Raw genomic sequence first — 17,168 nt, 5'->3', positions numbered from 1 at the left:
GCACGCCCGGCGCGGTTGGCGCGGTCGGCGGCGCCATGCCCGGCCACGGCGCACCGAGCGGCATCGGTGGTGGCTTCGTCGCCGGCGCCGGCGTGGGTGCGGCGGGCGTACTCGGCTTGCCGGTGGGCGGCGTCTGGACCCAAGGCCCGGCGCAAGGCTTCCACACCGGCACGCTGAGCAACGAAGAACTACAGCGCCTGTCGCAAGTCCACGCCAAAGAACCGCTGCTGGCCTACCTTGCCGAGCTACAAAAAGCCATCCCCTACGAATCCATCGGCAAACTCGCCGCCGCCTCGGGCGGGCAGATAGCGCCGGCGGCCGCCGGCACCGAGGGGGGCGAAGCGACACCCAATGTGTTCTACCTGCCCAACCTCAAGCAAGCGATGCCGCAGGGCAGCCTGTCGCGCGCCGACGAAAGCACCATCGACCTGCTGTCCGCCGTGTTCGACACCGTATTCCGCGACCAAAGCATCTCGCCGGAAATCCGCGAACTGATCCGCTTCCTGCAAATTCCCGTGCTGAAAGCCGCGCTGGTCGACAAAAACTTCTTCTTCCAGGAAGCCCATCCGGCGCGCCGCCTGCTGGAAGTGCTCTCGCGCATGGGTTGGGAGCAGCGCAAAGGCCCGGACGATCCGTTGTTCCAGGCCATGCAGCGCAGCGTCGACCGGGTTGGCCGTGACTACGAGCAGGAACTGACCGTCTTCACCGAAGCCGTCAACGAACTCGAAGCGCAAATCCAGGCCGAGGAAAAAGCCGCCGCCGCCGCCATCGCCGCCCCGATCGCCGCCGCCCTCAAGCAAGAGAAGATGGCGGAATCGACCAAGCTGGCCAAAAACGCCGTCGCGCTGCGCATCGGTAGCGGCGAAGTGATTGCCGTGGTCGAAGCCTTCCTCGAACAGCGCTGGGTCTCGGTGCTGACCATCGCCTACAGCATCGAAGACGACAAGCCCGGCGCCGTCAACAACGCCACCCAAACCATGGACGACCTGATCTGGAGCGTCCGTCCCAAAGTCAGCGCCGACGAGCGCAAACAACTGATCGCCAAATTGCCGGGCCTGCTGTCCACGCTGAACAAATGGCTGGACGTCATCAAATGGCAGGACGCCGACCGGCTGCAATTCTTTGCCGAACTGGCCGAATGCCACGCCTCCATCGTGCGTGCGCCGATCGACATGTCGCCCGAGCGGCAAGTGGAAATCGCCATGCAGGTGGCGCAGCAGGCCGCCGAGCGCCGGCTGCAGCAGCAAGCCAAGGCCGACGCCGAAGCTGAAAAGCAGGCGCCGCCCGATCCGCAGCAAGAAGACGCCATCATCGAAGTCGACAGTCTGACGCGCGGCATGTGGCTGGAGTTTGAACAGGACGACGGCAGCGCCCGCAAAGTCAAGTTGGCGTGGATCAGCCCGCGCCGCACGCTGTACATCTTCTCCACCGCGGCGCGGCAGGAAGCCTTCTCCATGTCCGGCGACGAGCTGGCCAAGCGTTTCCGCGATGGCAGCGCCCAGGTACTGCGCGCCGATGGCGTGGTCACCGTCGCGCTGGCCCAGGCGCTGGCGCGCGGCGCCGACAACGACGCCACCATCGCCACGCCGGCCGCCGCCGGTTGAGTGTAGTTAACGCACGCTCAGCACCGCGCCACCCATGCCGATAAACACCAGGCCGGTAGTGCGGCCGGCCAGACGGCGCCGTTTGGCGCTGCTGGCCACATTGCGTTTCAGCCAAGCCGCGCAGCTAACATAGAATAAGTGCGAGATCAGTGTGCAGGCCGTGAAGGTGGTAGTCAGCAGCAGGAAGCGCAAGGGATCGACATGGTCGGGCGGCATAAATTGCGGGAACACGGCGGTGAAGAACAGAATCGCTTTGGGATTACTCACCGCCACCAGCAGCCCGGCGCGAAAAGTGCGCAGCCGGCTTTCTTCCACCGGCCCCGTCGCGCTTGGCACAGCACTTGGTTGGCCGGCGTTGCGCCACGCCCGTATGCCCAGATAGACCAGGTAGGCCGCGCCCGCCAGCTTCAACAGGCCAAACGCCAGCGCGGACGCTTTTAACACCACGCCGAGTCCGGTGACCGCCGTGGTGGCGACGATAAAGACACCCAACGCATTGCCTGCCGAACTGAAAAACGCCCGGCGCGCGCCTTGGCTGGACGCGGTGGAAATTGCCATCAGCACGCCCGGCCCCGGGCTGAAGGCCGCCGCCAGCGATACGGTCAAAAATAGTAGCCAGGTCGAAAAGCTCATCGCGCACTCCAGAGAGGAAAGACTTAGTATCGTTTTAAACCATCGCAACGTAAATGGTCTACTATGAATAACATTTTTAACCAGTGATTCATAATCATGGACCGATTGCGCAGCATGGAGGTATTTGTCGGTGTCGCGGAGGCGGGGAGCTTCACGGCGGCCGCCAGGATGTTTGAGATGTCGGTGGTCATGGTCGGCAAGCATGTCGCCGAACTGGAGCAACGCCTGGGCGCGCGGCTGATCAACCGCACCACCCGCCGCCAAAGCTTGACCGAGATCGGCGAACAATACTGCGAACAATGCCGTCAGATATTGGCCCACGTACAGAGCGCGGAGTCCGGCGCGCTGGCGATGGGCAGCGGTGCACGCGGGATTTTGCGCATCAGTGCCCCGGTGGCCTTTGGCAGCGCCTTGCTGGCGCCACTGCTGCCGGCCTATATGAGCGCGCATCCCGACGTCAGTGTCGACCTGGAGCTCAGCGAACGGATTTCGGATATGGTGGAAGAGGGGCTGGACGCCGCCATCCGTATCGGCCGGCTCGACGACTCCAGCATGATCGCGCGGCCGCTCAAACCATATGGCATGGTGATCTGCGCTTCGCCTGCCTATCTGCGGGAGCACGGCACGCCGCGCACGCCGGCGGAGCTGGCGCATCACCAATGTCTGGACTTCCTGCACTGGCGGCGTGTGGTGCGCTGGCGTCTGGGGGCCGCTGGACAAGGGGCGCCGTCGCCGCAGCCCAGTCGCTTCCGCTGCAACAATGGCACCGCACTCAAGCAGATGGCGATGCATGGCTTTGGCCTGGCGATGCTGGCTGAAGTCGTTGTGGCGAAGGAGATTGCTGACGGCGACCTGGTGCCGTTGTTGCGGGACTATATGCCGCCGCTCCGGCCGTTGCACTTAATCTATCCGCGCAGCCGGCAGACCACGCCCAAGCTGAGCACGTTCGTTGAATTCGTGGTGGAGAATTTCGGCGCGCGGTGATCAGGGGATGCCGTTGGCGCCGTGCTGGCGCCAGGCCGGGCGTTGGTCGAGGCGCTCAGCCCAGGCCTGTAAGGCAGTCAGCGCTGGACGCGTCATCGGTGTGCAGCGCCAGCGGTTGAATGACAGGCCGAGCACAATGTCGGCGAGTGTGAAGCTGTCGCCGCAGACCCAGGCGCCAGTGGTGGCAAGTTGTGCATCCAGCATCGTCATCAGCCGGTTCCATTCGCCGGCGCTGTGCGCGATGGCGGCGGCGTCGGCATGCGCCGCGCTGCCGCGCACCAACGCCATGAAGGCGTAGCGCCAGGCGTTGTTCAGCTCGGTGGCTTGCCAGTCCATCCATTTTTCCACCTGCGCGCGCGGCATCGCTTCGGTCGGCAGCAGGTCGCTGCGGCCGTGCTGGCCCGCCAAGTAGCGGCAGATGGTGTTGGATTCCCACAGCGCTTGCCCGTCGTCGATGATGACCGGCACCATCGCATTCGGGTTCAACCGCGCGATCTCGCTGCTGTGCAGCTCATGTTGATAGGGCACGCCGATTTCGGCGCAGGTCCACAGCACTTTGCGGACGTTGATGGAGGTCGATTTTCCGAGTATGGTCAGCATATGCGCCAGTATGCCATGCCAGGATGGTGTTGATGTGCGGCAATTTTCCGTTACAATTACTCAGCATGTGGTTTAATGTGTTGTGCGGTGCAAAAATGGGAGTGACATGATGTGGTGGCATTGGTTGAGTGTGATAGGCAGTGTGGCGGTGACCGGTCCGATCGGCATCGTTATCATGGTCTGGCTGCTGACCGGTAAATCCTGGCGTCTGTCCATCATCTGGGCCGCGTTGTACGGCGCCGGCATGGCGCTGGTGGTGGCCAGCAAGCTGGCCTTCATCGGTTGGGGCATCGGTGTGGCGTCGCTGCAGTTTGCCGGCTTTAGCGGCCATGCCATGCGCGCCGCTGCCGTGTTTCCGGTGCTCGGCTTCTTGCTGACGCGCTCCCTGCCGTCGTGGCAGCGCCATCTCGGTCCCGCCGTCGGCGTCGTGCTGTCGGTGCTGATTGCTTTGTCACGCATTTACACCTGGTCGCATTCGCCGTCGGAAGCCTATACCGGTTGCCTGTTGGGTCTGGCTGTAGCGTTTGCCTTCATCTGGTATGCCAGCGCCGAGCGCGACCTGACTTTCAGCCGCATGCTGGTTATGCTGTGCCTGCCGGTGTTGGTGGTAGCTCCGCAGTTCAAGCCGGTCCCCACCGAGCGCTGGATCACCAAGGCCGCACTTTACCTGTCCGGCCGCGATCAACCCTACACCAGCGCCATCTGGTATGGCCCCCGGTCACGACTGCGCTGACAATGGTGTTACCAGCTGCGTTTTCGGCCTGATATGATGCGCTAAATGGTATTATTGTGAAATTTTCCAGCCCACACACCAGTTAACAACGTGCGTCTATCTTCCATCAAATTGTCGGGATTTAAGTCTTTCGTTGATCCCACCAATTTTCAGGTGCCGGGTCAGCTGGTCGGCGTGGTCGGTCCCAACGGTTGCGGCAAGTCGAACATCATCGACGCGGTGCGCTGGGTGCTGGGCGAATCCAAGGCGTCCGAGCTGCGCGGCGAGTCGATGCAGGACGTGATTTTCAACGGTTCGACCCACCGCAAGCCAGCCGGACGCTCGTCGGTGGAGCTGGTGTTTGACAATAACGCCGGCAAGGCCGCCGGCCAGTGGGGCCAGTACGCCGAAATCGCGGTCAAGCGCACGCTGACGCGCGACGGCACGTCCACTTACTACATCAACGGCCAGCCGGTGCGCCGGCGCGATATCCAGGACATTTTCCTCGGCACCGGCCTCGGTCCGCGCGCTTACGCGATTATCGGCCAGGGCATGATTTCGCGGATTATCGAATCGCGCCCGGAAGAGTTGCGCGTGTTCCTGGAGGAAGCCGCCGGCGTCTCGAAATACAAGGAGCGCCGCCGCGAAACCGAGAACCGTCTGCACGACACGCGCGAGAATCTGCTGCGCGTGGAAGACATCCTGCGCGAGCTGAATACCAATCTGGAAAAGCTGGAAGGCCAGGCCGCCGTTGCGACCAAGTTCCATCAGCTGCAGGCCGATCAGGAAGAGAAGCAAAAGCTGCTTTGGCTGCTGCGCAAGATCGAGGCCGAGAACGAGCAGAAAAAATACTTCCGCGACGTCGAGCAGGCGCAGAACGATCTGGAAGAGCAAACCGCCAAGCTGCGCAACGTCGAGCTTTCGCTGGAGCAGATGCGCCAGTCGCACTTTGCCGCCGGCGATCGTCTGCATAGCGCGCAGGGCGCGCTGTATCAGACCAACGCCGAAATCGGCAGCCTGGAAGCGCAGATCAAGTTCGTGGTCGAGTCGCGCAGCCGCCTGCAATCGCAGCTGGCGGCGCTGACCGCGCAGCGCGATCAGTGGCAGCGCCAGGTCAGCGAATCCAGCGAGCAGATTGCGGAAGCCGAGTTCACGCTGGAAGAGCTGAGCGCCAAGGTCGAGGAATCGCAGATCATGGCCGAGCAAAAGGCGGAGTCGCTGCCGATGCTGGAGCAGGCGTGGAAGGAAGCGCAGACCCGCAGCACCGAATCGCGCGCCCGCATCATGCAGGCGCAGCAGCAGCTGGAACTGGAGTCGGCGCATCAGCGCAACGCCAACAACATCCTCAACAGCCTGGCGGTGCGCCGCGAGCGCCTGGTGCAGGAGAAGAGCGGCCTGAGTATGCCGGACAGTACGCATCTGTCGAATCTGCGCCTGCAGCTGGAAGAGAAGCAGCAGGCGCTGGAAGAGCAGAGCTTCATGCTGGAAGAGGCGCTGGAGCAGCAGCCCAAGCTGGAACAGGAACGCCAGGAAGCGCAGCAGCAGGTCAACGCCGAAACCACCGCCAACGCTCAGCTGGAAGCGCGTCTGAACGCGCTGCGCCAGTTGCAGGAGCGCGTGCAAACCCAGGGTAAGGTCACGCCATGGTTGCAGAAGCATGAGCTGGAATCGCTGCCGCGCCTGTGGCAGAAGCTGAATATCGAAGCCGGCTGGGAACAGGCGCTGGAATCGGTGCTGCGCGAGCGTACTTCGGCGCTGCAGATGTCGAACATCGACTGGGCCAAGGCGTTCTTCAGCGACGCGCCGCCGGCCAAGCTGGCGCTGTACGCGCCATCAACTGCTGTGCCGCCGCCGGCGGTGGAAGCGCCGGGCCTGAAGCCGTTCCTGAATCTGCTGAAGATTAACGATCCCGGTTTGCGCGGTCTGCTGCAGGACTGGCTGCACAACGTCTATCTGGCCGATGATGCCGCCGAAGCGTTTGCCGACCGTGGCAAGCTGCCACCGGGCGGCCGCATCGTCACGCGCCAGGGCCACGTCATCACGCCGGGCAGTGTGCGGTTCTACGCCGCCGATTCCGAGCAGGACGGCATGCTGGGCCGCCAGCAGGAAATCGACAACATCACCAAGCAGCTGCGCGCGCAGCAAATGCTGGCCGACGAAGCGCGCGCGCGCTCGGTGCGTGCAGATGCCGCCGTCACTGAATTGACGCGTCGCCTGACCGACTACCGCGCCAAGCTGCAAAGCCTGCAATCTTCGGTGCACACGCTGCAGATCGATGTGGTGAAGCTGACCGAGATTGAAGCGCGCTTCAACCAGCGCAGTACGCAGATCGAAACCGATCTCGCTGAAATCACCGCGCAGGAAGAAGAGCAGACCCAGATCAAGCTGGAGTCCGAGGAAAAGTTCGAGCAGCTGGACATGGAACTGGGCGAACTGCAAGGCACGCACGAAGATGGCCAGACCGACTTTATGCAGAAAGAGCAGCGCCTGGCGGATGCGCGCGAAGCGCTGCGCGATCTGGAGCGCGCCGCGCAGGAAGTGCAGTTCGCGGAAAAGACCCAGCGCAGCAAGATCGAGGAATACCGCCGCAACATCGCCACCGCCACCGCGCAGGCGGCGCAGGTGACGGAAAGCCTGGAAGCTGGCCGCATGGAGCTGGAAGGGTTGGAGCAGGGCAGCGCCAACGACGGCCTGCAGGACTTGCTGGATCGCCGCAGCGGCCAGGAAAAAGCGCTGTCCGACGCGCGCCATGAACTTGATCAGATCGCGCAGCAGCTGCGCATGTTCGAGGAAGGCCGCATGTCGACCGAGCGCGCGCTGCAACCGCAACGCGACAAGATCATGGAGCTGCAACTGAAGGAGCAGGCCGCGCGCCTGAATCAGGAGCAGTTCGCCGCGCAGCTGGCCGAAGTGCAGGCCGACGAGGTGGCGCTGGCCGAGAAGCTGCATCCGGACATGAAGGCGTCCTATCTGCAGGGCGAGGTCACGCGTTTGACCAATGCGATCTCCATGCTGGGCGCGGTCAACCTGGCGGCGCTGGACGAACTGGCCACCGCGTCCGAGCGCAAGAACTTCCTCGACTCGCAGAACGCGGATTTGCAGGAGGCGATTCGTACCCTGGAAGACGCCATTACGCGGATCGACAAGGAAACGCGCGATCTGCTGCAAGACACTTTCGACCGCGTCAACGGTCACTTCTCCGAGCTGTTCCCGATTCTGTTCGGCGGCGGCCAGGCGAAGCTGATCATGACCGGCGATGAAATTCTGGACTCCGGCGTGCAGGTCATGGCCCAGCCGCCGGGCAAGAAGAACGCCACCATCCACCTGCTCTCCGGCGGCGAAAAAGCGCTGACCGCGACCGCGCTGGTGTTCTCGATGTTCCGCCTGAATCCGGCGCCGTTCTGTTTGCTCGACGAGGTCGACGCGCCGCTGGACGACGCCAATACCGAACGATTCTGCCGCATGGTCAAACGCATGTCGGAACATACTCAATTCCTCTTCATCTCGCACAACAAGATTGCGATGGAGATGGCCAATCAACTGATCGGTGTGACGATGCAGGAGCAGGGTGTATCGCGCATCGTGGCGGTGGATATGGAATCCGCCGCAAATTTCGCTTCCGAGGCACAAGCAGCATGACAGACCTTCAACTCAGTCTACTCGCAGCCGCCGGCGTATTTGTCGCCGGCGTCTTCACGTACAACAAAATCCAGGAATACAAAGCCAAGAAGAGCGTGGAACGCGCCTTCTCGACCGACCATGACGATGTGCTGATGCGCACCGGCGAAGTGGCCGAGACGCCAGCGGCGCCGCATGCGCGCCAGGAGCCCAGCTTCTCACTGGACAGCGCGGCACCCGGCCTGGCCGGTGGCGAAGCTTCCGCCGCAGCCGCCGCATTGAGCGCGGTGGCCGCCGAATTCAGCACCGACGACGAAGCCGGCAAGCCGGCCAGCGACGAGGAATTGGCCGCGCGCGCCAAGGCCGCATCGGCCGCCGCCGCCGAACAGGCCACGGCGCTGGTCGATCCGCTGATCGATTGCCTGCTGCCGTTGACGCTGGAAGCCCCGGCGCGTGGCGACAAGCTGCTGCCGGTGCTGCAAACCCTGCGCATGGTCGGCAACAAGCCGGTGCACTTTATCGGCAAGGCCGTCAGCGGCGATTGGGAACCGATCGGCTATGGCGGCGTTTACACCGAACTGCAAGGCGGTGTGCAGCTGGCCAGCCGCAGCACCGCGCTGAACGAACTGGAATACTCGGAACTGGTGACGCGCCTGCGCGCCATGGCCGACGAAATCGGCGCCGAGCCAGCGATTCCGGACATGATGGAAGTGATGGCCGAAGCGCGCAATCTGCACCGCTTCGTCGCCGGTCACGACGCGCAACTGGGCGTCAACCTGCAAACCAATGGCGCGCCATGGGCCATCAACACGCTGATCGGCGCGCTGGAGAAGCAGGGCTTCGACGTGCGTCCGGACGGCCGTTTCGTCATGCCGGACGGTGACGGCGGCTTCCTGTTCTCGCTGTCCACCAATGTGACGCCGGCCGAGGAAACCACCGGTCGTCTGACGCTGCTGCTGGACGTGCCATGCGTGGCGCCGGCACGCGACGGCTTCGGCGCCATGGTCGCTTGCGCCAGGACGCTGGTGGCTCGCCTTGACGCCACCATCGTCGACGATTACAACCAGCCGCTGTCCGATGCCGCGCTGACCGAAATCGCCGGCCAGGTGCAGGACTTCTACACCGAGATGAACGATGCCGACATCCCGGCCGGTTCCACCCGCGCACTGCGTTTGTTCAGCTAAGGTGTCGTGATGTCGGAAGTAGATTTCAAAACGCGCATCGAGCAACTCAGCGCGGAGCTGAACCGTCACCTGCACGCCTATCACGTGCTGGACGCGCCCACCATCCCGGACGCGGAATACGATCAGCTGTTTATCGAGCTGCAGCAGCTGGAAGCGGCGCATCCCGAGCTGGCGCTGCCGGACTCGCCAACCCAGCGCGTTGGCGCGGCGCCGCTGCCGCAGTTCGATCAGGTCACGCACACGGTGCCGATGCTGTCGCTGAACAATGGCTTTACGGATGAGGATATCGAGAACTTCGACCGCCGCGTGCGCGAAGGGCTGGATACGGCGGCGCAGATCGAGTACGCGGCCGAGGTGAAGTACGACGGCCTTGCCATCAACCTGCGCTACATCGACGGCGTGCTGACCCAGGCCGCCACGCGCGGTGACGGTTACACAGGCGAGGATGTCAGCGCCAATATCCGCACCATCCACAGTATTCCGCTGCGCCTGAACACCGATCATCCGCCCGCCATTCTCGATGTGCGCGGCGAGGTGCTGATGTTCAAACGCGATTTCGAAGCGATGAACGCGCGTCAGCGCGAAGCCGGGCAAAAGGAATTCGTCAATCCGCGCAACGCGGCAGCGGGCAGCCTGCGCCAGCTGGATTCGCGCATCACCGCGTCGCGCAAGCTGAGCTTCTTCGCTTACGGTATCGGCGCGCTGGAAGGTGCCGAGATGCCGTCGTCGCACTCAGGGCTGCTGGACTGGTATCGCCAGCTTGGCCTGCCTGTGGCGAAGGAAGCCACGGTGGTGCGCGGCTACGATGGTCTGATGGCCTACTACAAGCAGATTGGCGAAGCCCGTCCGACCATGCCGTACGAAATCGATGGTGTGGTCTATAAAGCCAATCAGTTGCAGGACCAACGCACGCTGGGCTTCGTCTCGCGCGCGCCGCGTTTCGCGCTGGCGCACAAGTTCCCGGCCGAGGAAGCGCTGACGGTGGTGCAGGCGATCGAGGTGCAGGTGGGCCGCACCGGCGCCATCACGCCGGTGGCGCGTCTGGCGTCGGTGTTCGTCGGTGGCGTCAACGTCACCAACGCCACGCTGCACAATGAAGACGAAGTACGCCGCAAGGACGTACGCGTGGGCGATACCGTGATCGTGCGCCGCGCCGGCGACGTGATTCCGGAAGTGCTGGCGGTGGTGCTGGACAAGCGTCCGTCGCCGGAACCTGCGGCGTATGTGCTGCCGAAGACTTGCCCGGTGTGCGGCTCGCACGTGGTGCGCGAAGAAGGCGAGGCGATTGCGCGCTGTTCCGGTGGCCTGTTCTGCTCCGCGCAGCGCAAGGAGGCGATCCGCCACTTTGCCGGTCGCCGCATGATGGACATCGAAGGTCTGGGCGACCGCTACATCGACAGTCTGGTCGAATGGGGCAAGGTACAGCGTGTGGCCGATTTGTACGCGCTGCAGCTGGAAGATCTGCTGGAAATGAAGCGCCTGGCCGATGAACGCGACGGCACCACGCCGGAAACGGTCGTCAAGGGCAAGATCGCCACCAAGTGGGCGGAGAATCTGCTGGAAGCGATTGAGGCCAGCAAGAAGCCGCCGCTGGAACGCATGCTGTTCGCGCTTGGCATCCGCCACGTTGGCGAGTCGACCGCCAAGACGCTGGCCGACTGGCTGGGCCGATTCGACCTGATTCGCCGCGTGCCGGCCGCGCTGCTGCGCGTGCTGCCGGACATCGGCGGCACCGTGGCCGAGTCGATCGCGGACTTTTTCGCTGAACCGAAGAACCAGGAAGCCATCGACGCGCTGCTGGCGGCCGGCGTGGCGCCGCAAGGCGAGCATGCGCCGAGCGCCAAGCTGCGCGAGAAGCTGGACCCGATCAAATTGCTGGCGGCGCTGGCGATCCCCAAACTGACCGAACCACGCAGCAAGCAACTGATCGAGGAAGGCGTGACGCTGGAGACGCTGGGCTATCTGCAGGTATTCAATGTATTCGGCCTGCCGGCAGCGGTGGCCGAGGCGCTGGAGCAGTGGATGGCGCAGCCGGGCCATCGCGAGCAGGTGCAGGCGCTGCACAAGCTGCGCGAAGACCTGCTGGCGCAGTTGCCGGAAACCGTGGCCACTGAAGGCCACCTGACCGGCAAGACCTTCGTCCTCACCGGCACGCTGCCCAATATGGGCCGCGACCAGGCGGCGGCATTGATCGAAGCGGAAGGCGGCAAGGTCTCCGGTTCGGTCTCCAAGAAAACCCATTATCTCGTTGCCGGCGCTGATGCCGGCAGCAAGCTGGCCAAAGCGCAGGAACTGGAAGTGACCATCCTCGACGAAGCCGGCCTGTTAGACCTACTCGCACAAAAATAATATGCCCCAAATTCGCAAAGCTGTATTCCCGGTTGCCGGTCTCGGTAGCCGTTTTCTCCCCGCCACCAAAGCGCAGCCGAAGGAGATGCTGCCGATCGTCGACAAGCCGCTGATTCAGTATGCGGTGGAAGAGGCGGTGGCGGCGGGTATCACCGACATGGTGTTCATCACCGGCCGTAACAAGCGCGCCATCGAAGACCACTTCGACACCGCCTATGAGCTGGAGTCGGAACTGGAGGCCGCCAACAAGCGGCAACTGCTGGAGCTGGTGCAGAACGTGATCCCCAAGCACGTCAACTGCATCTACATCCGCCAGTCGGCACCGCTGGGCCTGGGCCATGCGGTGCTATGCGCGCGACCGGTGGTGGGCGATGAGCCGTTCGCTGTGCTGCTGGCCGATGACTTCATGGATACCGACGATGGCGTCAAGCCGGTGCTGGCGCAGATGACCGAGTTGTATGCGCGCGAGCGTTCCAGCATTCTGGCGGTGCAGGAAGTGCCGCGCGCCGCCACGCGCCAGTACGGCATCGTCAGCGCCAGCGCGTATCAGCCCAAGCTGGAACTGGTGCATGGCATCGTCGAGAAACCACTGCCGGAAGAGGCGCCATCAACGTCGGCAGTGGTGGGGCGCTACGTGCTGACCGGCCGCATCTTCGATCATCTGGAAAACCTGGGCAAGGGCGCCGGTGGCGAAATCCAACTGACCGATGGCATCGCCGCGCTGATGCAGCATGAACGCGTGCTGGCCTATCGCTATGACGGCACGCGCTACGACTGCGGCTCCAAGCTGGGCTACCTCAAGGCTACTACAGCGATGGGCCTCAAGCATTTGGAAACCGGCGATGAATATTGCCGCTTCCTGCGCGAGATACAATGCGAGATCAAAGGGGAATAGGCGATGACGGTACGAGAAATCCTGAAGATGGGCGATCCGCGCCTGCTGCGCGTGGCCGAACCGGTGACCGAGTTCGATACGCCGGCCATGAAGCAACTGATCGCCGACATGTTCGACACCATGCACGCGGCCAATGGCGCCGGGCTGGCGGCGCCGCAGATCGGCGTCAACCTGCAGCTGGTGATCTTCGGCTTCAAGCAGAATTTGCGTTATCCGGACGCGCCGCAAGTGCCGGAAACGGTATTGATCAATCCCGTGCTGACGCCATTGTCCGACGAAATGGAAGAAGGCTTCGAAGGCTGTTTGTCGGTGCCAGGCCTGCGCGGCAGCGTGCCGCGCTACGTCAAGCTGCGCTACGAAGGCGTGGATGAACACCAGCAGCCGATCCGGCGCGATGTCGACGGCTTCCACGCGCGCGTAGTGCAGCACGAGGTGGACCACCTGCTGGGCAAACTGTACCCGATGCGCATCCGCGATTTTTCCAAGTTCGGCTTCACCGAGGTGATGTTTCCCGAACTCGATCCCAACGACGACGATTGATTATTCTGAGCCGAGCAGGTCGCGCGCGTTCAACAGCGCGTAGACGATGTCGGGATGGTTGCGGAAGCAGCGGCGCACGGCGGCGGGCAGCGCCTCGTGCGTCTTGCGGCACAGGCCCGGCTGCTCATCAAGCTTGATCGATAAGCCCATCACGGTGCTGACGCCGCGCGCGGACGGCGTGATGGTCAGCGTAATCCCCAGCAGCTCCTGCAAGCGCTGCTTGACGCGGCCAAGATCTTCATAGGTTTCGATGGTCTCGATGCGCTCGATCAGGCGCTTCTCTTCCTCGCGGGTGAGGCGCAGCACGCGGATATCGGCACCATCTGGCGCCTGCTCCCAGGCCGCCAGCAACTCATCGCGCCCGCACACGCAAGCGCCCGGCGGGCACTCTTTACGGATCGGGAAAGGCAGAGGTTTCAACATCTACAGGATTTTACTCCCGTTTGCCGCGCGCGCTGCTAATTGCGTTGCAGGCGTTGCTGGAGCAGCGCAAGCACGGCGGCTTCTTCGGGGCGCAGGGCGTGCAGGTCTTCCTGTAGCTCTTCGCGTGCGCGGCGGCGCAGGGTGTTGAGCATGGTGCCGTCGAGGTAGGATTCGATCACGGCCGGATGCACGTAGCACTTGCGGCAGATGGTGGGCGTGTTGCCGAGCTTTTTGGCCACCGCCTCAATCGCCTGCACCACATTCTTTTTGGCTTGCGCCTGTGAGTCGTATTTTTCGTATTCCCGCAGCGCCACCGCCGCCAGCACGGTGCCGGCCCAGGTGCGGAAATCCTTGGCGGTGTAATCGGCGCCTGTCACTTCCTGTAGATAATCGTTGACGTCGGCCGAGTCGATGGCGTGCCGGTTGCCGTCGTCGTCCTCATACTGGAACAGCTCCTGCCCTGGCAAGTCGCGCGCCTTGCGGATGATATGGGCCAGCCGCCGATCATGCACCTCGACCGCATGATGCACGCCGCTTTTGCCGCGGAAGCGGAACATCACCGTGCTGCCATCCAGCCGCACATGACGGTCGCGTAGTGTGGTGAGGCCGAAGGATTTGTTCTCGCGTGCGTATTCCTCGTTCCCGATCCGCATTAGCGTCGCCTCCAGCAGATAGACGATGGTGGCGATGACTTTTTCGCGCGGCAGGCCGGGCTTGCGCAGCGCTTCATCCACAGCGCGCCGGATCGCCGGCAGCGCCTTGCCGAAGCTGAGCATGCGTTCGTACTTGGCCTCATCGCGGTGCGAACGCCAGCGCGGGTGATAGCGGTATTGTTTGCGGCCGCGCGCATCGCGGCCGGTGGCTTGCAGATGGCCCAGCGGGTGTTTGCAGATCCAGACATCGCGCCACGCCGGTGGAATCACCAGCGACTTGATGCGCGCCAGCGTGTCCTCATCGGTGACGGCGGCGCCGTCGGCATCTAGGTAGCGGAACTGTTTGCCGCGCGGGCGGCGGGCGATGCCCGGTTGGTCGTCATGGACGTAGCGCAGGCCCGCCAGTTTGGCGGCCACCGGAGCCAGGGGAATGTCTTCACGCTTCATCGCAAACCTCGGAGGGGCAGGGTAGGCAAATGCTACCCGCCCTTGCGGAGCGACGATGTGCGCTAGCGCACGATTAGTCCATGCGTTTGAGGCGCTGGCCGTAAACGTGCCATTTGCACGGCGTGCCGTCCACGGTGCCGGTCAACACCCAGCCGGTGCCGAACTTCTCGACACCGATCTCGCATTCCAGCTCTTTGGCCAGCTTTTCGGCCCAGCCCTTGGCGGCGCCCTGACCTTTGAACAGTTCGTGGCCTTCGTAAATCACGGTAGCATCGAATACCGGTGCTGCAAAAATCGTCATGATGGTCCTCTCGAAAATAGAATTATGGCCTGTTTTGCCTCATTCCATGCCTGTTCGCTGGCGAAAAAGCTCTTGGGGAGATAGAGCGCGCAATTCGCACTGTAGAAGAGTAGCAGCATGTCTGGATGCTGGCGAACTTTGATGATCTTTTGCCATGGTAGCCTGGTGCTCGTCATCGGTGTATTCCACTCCAGCCCTTGCTCGCTGATATTGCCTGTGATCTGATGCTGATCACTCGCTTGTAACTGCCGCCATTGGCGGGCGCGCATGACGTACATCAGGCTCCATGTGGCCGCAAATATCAATGCGGCCATCCACCAGTTCAGAATCTGCGCGTATGCGACGGCGGACAAGAGCATTATAGTCATCGGGCGCCATTGGCATATCAGCAGCCGCTGAACCAGCGAGAACTGTGGACGGGTTAGGCTGCCGCCGAAAGCAATGCGTTCCACGTTATTCCTGCTGTTCGTGGACGATCTTCAGTTGGCCATCCGCGTTCGGCAGCCATACCGCGCCGGTATCAGAGCTGACGTCAAAGAAGCCTACCTTGTGCTTGGCCGCGAGTCGATGCAGCTCGGCGTAGGCTTGTTCGGCCTTGGGCCAGGAAAAGCAAATATAAATAACGTGCTTGCCGATCGAGTAATCGGCAAGCGTGGTCTCATCGGTTGGCAAGTCGCTTTTCGCGTACGGTCCGTTCATTGCTGGAAAAGTCTCCACCAGCTCCTTGAACAAATCACTCAGCGAGGGCGCGGTGACGATTGGATCGTGATAGGAATGACCTTCATCCCATTCGGTCTGCTCATCGTACCAATCCATAAATTCCTCGCGGTCTGCGGGGGCGGAAGCTGGCAGGAATACCATCAAATCATAGCTCATCAACAAATCCTTTATACACTGTCGGGGACATTGATGATAATGCGGCCTACCTCAGGCCGAGGCGACAAAGCGGGTAAAAGGAGGCAAATCTTCGTAGGTGCTATTTAGTGAGCTGGTAAAAGACGTCAGTGGCGTTCTCCCGCTCGCGCAGCCATCCTTGCGCGGCATAGAAGCGGTCTGCCCTGGTGGCTTTGCCGGTACTTAAACGCACGCAGTCGTTGCCCTGTTCGAATAGCCAAGTGGTGGCCAGTTGCAGCAGCTGTTTGGCGTATCCGCGTCCCTCGTGTTCGGGAGCGATGAACAGCGCCCAGATCGACGAATCCGTACTGTTGGCGTAGCTGAAGCCGACGATGCCGTCTTCCGTCTCGGCTACCCAGCCGCGCCCCAGCAATTCCAGATAGTCGCGGTACATCTGCTCGGTGATGCGGCTCGGGTCGGGCAACATGTTCTCCCGCACGGCCAGCCGGATCTTCGACATCGCTGGAATGTCATCAGTGGTCGCTTGTCGGAATTTGGTCATGGCGAGTATGCTGGTTATCATGGATGGCCGTAATCGGCTCCCTGACAGCCTTCGGGGATAACTTCGTCGCATAAAGCCCGCACAGCGTTGATGCTTTCACTCTCTAGAAAACAGGAGACAAGTCAGAACGACTAAGTGAGCTCTCATGCGCGAGTCCCGACTGTCCTGCTGCGCCAGATGAGCAACATGAGGCCAGCGGCAAGCAGGCTGACTGTCGTGGGTTCGGGAACAACGGCTGCCTGACGATACAGGAACGCGCCGATTGCCTGCGATCCGGATTCGGATGTCCAAGGGGCGAGGGAATAATAAGCGGTCGCCCTGGCAGGACGGGAGTAATCGTAGTCCACATGAATAGAGGTGGTGGTTCCCGGTCCGGCTAACACGTCTGATACCCGGCCGATCGCTATCTGCGCGCCTTCCGCCTCGGATCCGAAATTGGCGGTCATGCCCAGCATGGTCACCAGTGAATATGCGGCCACCACGTTCGCGGTATCGGTCGCCTCGCCATAGTTGCCTGTCCATCCGGCGTCTAAGAACAGGGCCTTCACGGTTTCCAGGTTCGCCAACTGGAAACCTTCATAGCGTCCGCCTGCCGCCGTCTCGTGCGCGATACTGACCAAGGTCAATCCTGTCGACTGAGTCAGATCCAGCCACTCCAATCCGGATTGGCTGTCATAGGTGAGCAGCCCGTCGCCGCTGTGGGCCAAATCACGCGATATAAGGCTGGCGTGAGCATTGCTGAAGCAACTAACAATTAGGATGAGTGTAAAAAGGGTGCGGCGAATGGTCATGAAGCGGACGATTGTTGTTGCTAAAAAGTGTTGCACAT

The 17,168-nt window shown here is 62.5% G+C and carries 16 protein-coding genes and 1 pseudogene; 8 read left to right on the top strand and 9 right to left on the bottom strand.

Annotated elements, in window-relative coordinates; genetic code table 11:
* Nucleotides 1-1,604 (top strand): annotated as a pseudogene (locus GJ699_RS08650) (DUF1631 family protein); the annotation flags it as partial.
* Nucleotides 1,605-1,610: 6 nt separating this feature from the next.
* Here GJ699_RS08650 and GJ699_RS08645 read toward each other — a convergent pair.
* The gene (locus GJ699_RS08645; RefSeq protein WP_154375057.1) at nucleotides 1,611-2,237 is read right to left on the bottom strand and encodes a LysE family translocator; all 627 of its coding nucleotides are present in this window, start codon (nucleotides 2,235-2,237) and stop codon (nucleotides 1,611-1,613) included.
* A gap of 96 nt (nucleotides 2,238-2,333) precedes the next feature.
* Here GJ699_RS08645 and GJ699_RS08640 point away from each other — a divergent pair, with 96 nt between their 5' ends.
* Complete coding sequence (locus GJ699_RS08640) at nucleotides 2,334-3,221, top strand: LysR family transcriptional regulator (protein WP_154375055.1); 888 nt, start codon at nucleotides 2,334-2,336, stop codon at nucleotides 3,219-3,221.
* Here GJ699_RS08640 and GJ699_RS08635 read toward each other — a convergent pair whose 3' ends face one another.
* Nucleotides 3,222-3,821 (bottom strand): glutathione S-transferase family protein, encoded by a 600-nt coding sequence (locus GJ699_RS08635; RefSeq protein ID WP_154375053.1) that lies wholly within the window; start codon nucleotides 3,819-3,821, stop codon nucleotides 3,222-3,224. It abuts the gene before it with no gap.
* Nucleotides 3,822-3,927: 106 nt separating this feature from the next.
* On the opposite strand from GJ699_RS08635, the gene GJ699_RS08630 reads away from it, so the two are divergent.
* From GJ699_RS08630 to def, 6 genes are all read left to right on the top strand, one after another.
* Nucleotides 3,928-4,554 (top strand): phosphatase PAP2 family protein, encoded by a 627-nt coding sequence (locus tag GJ699_RS08630; RefSeq protein WP_154375051.1) that lies wholly within the window; start codon nucleotides 3,928-3,930, stop codon nucleotides 4,552-4,554.
* A 90-nt stretch (nucleotides 4,555-4,644) separates the two neighbouring features.
* On the top strand, nucleotides 4,645-8,172 hold the full coding sequence (smc, locus tag GJ699_RS08625; RefSeq protein ID WP_371867497.1) for a chromosome segregation protein SMC: 3,528 nt from the start codon (nucleotides 4,645-4,647) through the stop codon (nucleotides 8,170-8,172).
* The gene (locus tag GJ699_RS08620) at nucleotides 8,169-9,335 is read left to right on the top strand and encodes a cell division protein ZipA C-terminal FtsZ-binding domain-containing protein (protein ID WP_154375049.1); all 1,167 of its coding nucleotides are present in this window, start codon (nucleotides 8,169-8,171) and stop codon (nucleotides 9,333-9,335) included. Before smc ends, GJ699_RS08620 begins: the two co-directional genes overlap by 4 nt.
* 9 nt (nucleotides 9,336-9,344) lie before the next feature.
* Complete coding sequence (gene ligA, locus GJ699_RS08615; RefSeq protein ID WP_154375048.1) at nucleotides 9,345-11,684, top strand: NAD-dependent DNA ligase LigA; 2,340 nt, start codon at nucleotides 9,345-9,347, stop codon at nucleotides 11,682-11,684.
* A gap of 1 nt (nucleotide 11,685) precedes the next feature.
* Nucleotides 11,686-12,579: a UTP--glucose-1-phosphate uridylyltransferase GalU gene (gene galU / locus GJ699_RS08610; RefSeq protein ID WP_154375046.1), complete on the top strand. Its 894-nt coding sequence runs from the start codon at nucleotides 11,686-11,688 to the stop codon at nucleotides 12,577-12,579.
* Between the two features lie 3 nt (nucleotides 12,580-12,582).
* Nucleotides 12,583-13,119 carry a peptide deformylase gene (gene def, locus GJ699_RS08605; protein ID WP_154375044.1) on the top strand — a complete coding sequence of 179 codons (537 nt, stop codon included), beginning with the start codon at nucleotides 12,583-12,585 and terminating at the stop codon, nucleotides 13,117-13,119.
* On the opposite strand, the gene GJ699_RS08600 is transcribed toward def, so the two are convergent.
* The 7 genes from GJ699_RS08600 to GJ699_RS35285 all read right to left on the bottom strand — a co-directional run bounded on the left by GJ699_RS08600 (nucleotide 13,120) and on the right by GJ699_RS35285 (nucleotide 17,166).
* A complete protein-coding gene (locus GJ699_RS08600; protein ID WP_154375042.1) occupies nucleotides 13,120-13,542 on the bottom strand; it encodes a hypothetical protein in 423 nt (140 codons plus the stop codon).
* Between the two features lie 35 nt (nucleotides 13,543-13,577).
* Nucleotides 13,578-14,642 (bottom strand): DNA topoisomerase IB, encoded by a 1,065-nt coding sequence (locus GJ699_RS08595; protein WP_154375040.1) that lies wholly within the window; start codon nucleotides 14,640-14,642, stop codon nucleotides 13,578-13,580.
* Nucleotides 14,643-14,715: 73 nt separating this feature from the next.
* On the bottom strand, nucleotides 14,716-14,943 hold the full coding sequence (locus GJ699_RS08590) for a hypothetical protein (RefSeq protein WP_154375038.1): 228 nt from the start codon (nucleotides 14,941-14,943) through the stop codon (nucleotides 14,716-14,718).
* Entirely contained in the window at nucleotides 14,940-15,395 is a 456-nt protein-coding gene (locus GJ699_RS35290) for a YcxB family protein (protein ID WP_154375036.1), read from the bottom strand. Before GJ699_RS35290 ends, GJ699_RS08590 begins: the two co-directional genes overlap by 4 nt.
* Nucleotide 15,396: 1 nt before the next feature.
* Nucleotides 15,397-15,819: a hypothetical protein gene (locus tag GJ699_RS08580; protein WP_154375034.1), complete on the bottom strand. Its 423-nt coding sequence runs from the start codon at nucleotides 15,817-15,819 to the stop codon at nucleotides 15,397-15,399.
* Nucleotides 15,820-15,919: 100 nt separating this feature from the next.
* Nucleotides 15,920-16,339, bottom strand: a complete 420-nt coding sequence (locus GJ699_RS08575; RefSeq protein ID WP_229262000.1) for a GNAT family N-acetyltransferase — start codon at nucleotides 16,337-16,339, stop codon at nucleotides 15,920-15,922.
* A gap of 143 nt (nucleotides 16,340-16,482) precedes the next feature.
* Nucleotides 16,483-17,166 (bottom strand): PEP-CTERM sorting domain-containing protein, encoded by a 684-nt coding sequence (locus GJ699_RS35285; RefSeq protein WP_154375032.1) that lies wholly within the window; start codon nucleotides 17,164-17,166, stop codon nucleotides 16,483-16,485.
* Nucleotides 17,167-17,168 lie beyond the last annotated feature (2 nt).

It is taken from the genome of Duganella guangzhouensis, from assembly GCF_009674535.1.
In the GTDB taxonomy this organism is placed as follows: Bacteria; Pseudomonadota; Gammaproteobacteria; order Burkholderiales; family Burkholderiaceae_D; genus Rugamonas; species Rugamonas guangzhouensis.
This window is presented reverse-complemented; position numbering and strand designations above follow the sequence as displayed.

Bases quoted from the DNA above. Each gene is read 5' to 3' on its own strand.
- GJ699_RS08595 (WP_154375040.1), bottom strand. From the start codon at position 14,642: ATGAAGCGTGAAGACATTCCCCTGGCTCCGGTGGCCGCCAAACTGGCG.
- GJ699_RS08580 (WP_154375034.1), bottom strand. From the start codon at position 15,819: ATGAGCTATGATTTGATGGTATTCCTGCCAGCTTCCGCCCCCGCAGAC.
- GJ699_RS08600 (WP_154375042.1), bottom strand. From the start codon at position 13,542: ATGTTGAAACCTCTGCCTTTCCCGATCCGTAAAGAGTGCCCGCCGGGC.
- galU (WP_154375046.1), top strand. From the start codon at position 11,686: ATGCCCCAAATTCGCAAAGCTGTATTCCCGGTTGCCGGTCTCGGTAGC.
- GJ699_RS08590 (WP_154375038.1), bottom strand. From the start codon at position 14,943: ATGACGATTTTTGCAGCACCGGTATTCGATGCTACCGTGATTTACGAA.
- GJ699_RS08630 (WP_154375051.1), top strand. From the start codon at position 3,928: ATGATGTGGTGGCATTGGTTGAGTGTGATAGGCAGTGTGGCGGTGACC.
- def (WP_154375044.1), top strand. From the start codon at position 12,583: ATGACGGTACGAGAAATCCTGAAGATGGGCGATCCGCGCCTGCTGCGC.
- GJ699_RS08645 (WP_154375057.1), bottom strand. From the start codon at position 2,237: ATGAGCTTTTCGACCTGGCTACTATTTTTGACCGTATCGCTGGCGGCG.
- GJ699_RS08640 (WP_154375055.1), top strand. From the start codon at position 2,334: ATGGACCGATTGCGCAGCATGGAGGTATTTGTCGGTGTCGCGGAGGCG.
- ligA (WP_154375048.1), top strand. From the start codon at position 9,345: ATGTCGGAAGTAGATTTCAAAACGCGCATCGAGCAACTCAGCGCGGAG.
- GJ699_RS08620 (WP_154375049.1), top strand. From the start codon at position 8,169: ATGACAGACCTTCAACTCAGTCTACTCGCAGCCGCCGGCGTATTTGTC.
- GJ699_RS08635 (WP_154375053.1), bottom strand. From the start codon at position 3,821: ATGCTGACCATACTCGGAAAATCGACCTCCATCAACGTCCGCAAAGTG.
- GJ699_RS08575 (WP_229262000.1), bottom strand. From the start codon at position 16,339: ATGACCAAATTCCGACAAGCGACCACTGATGACATTCCAGCGATGTCG.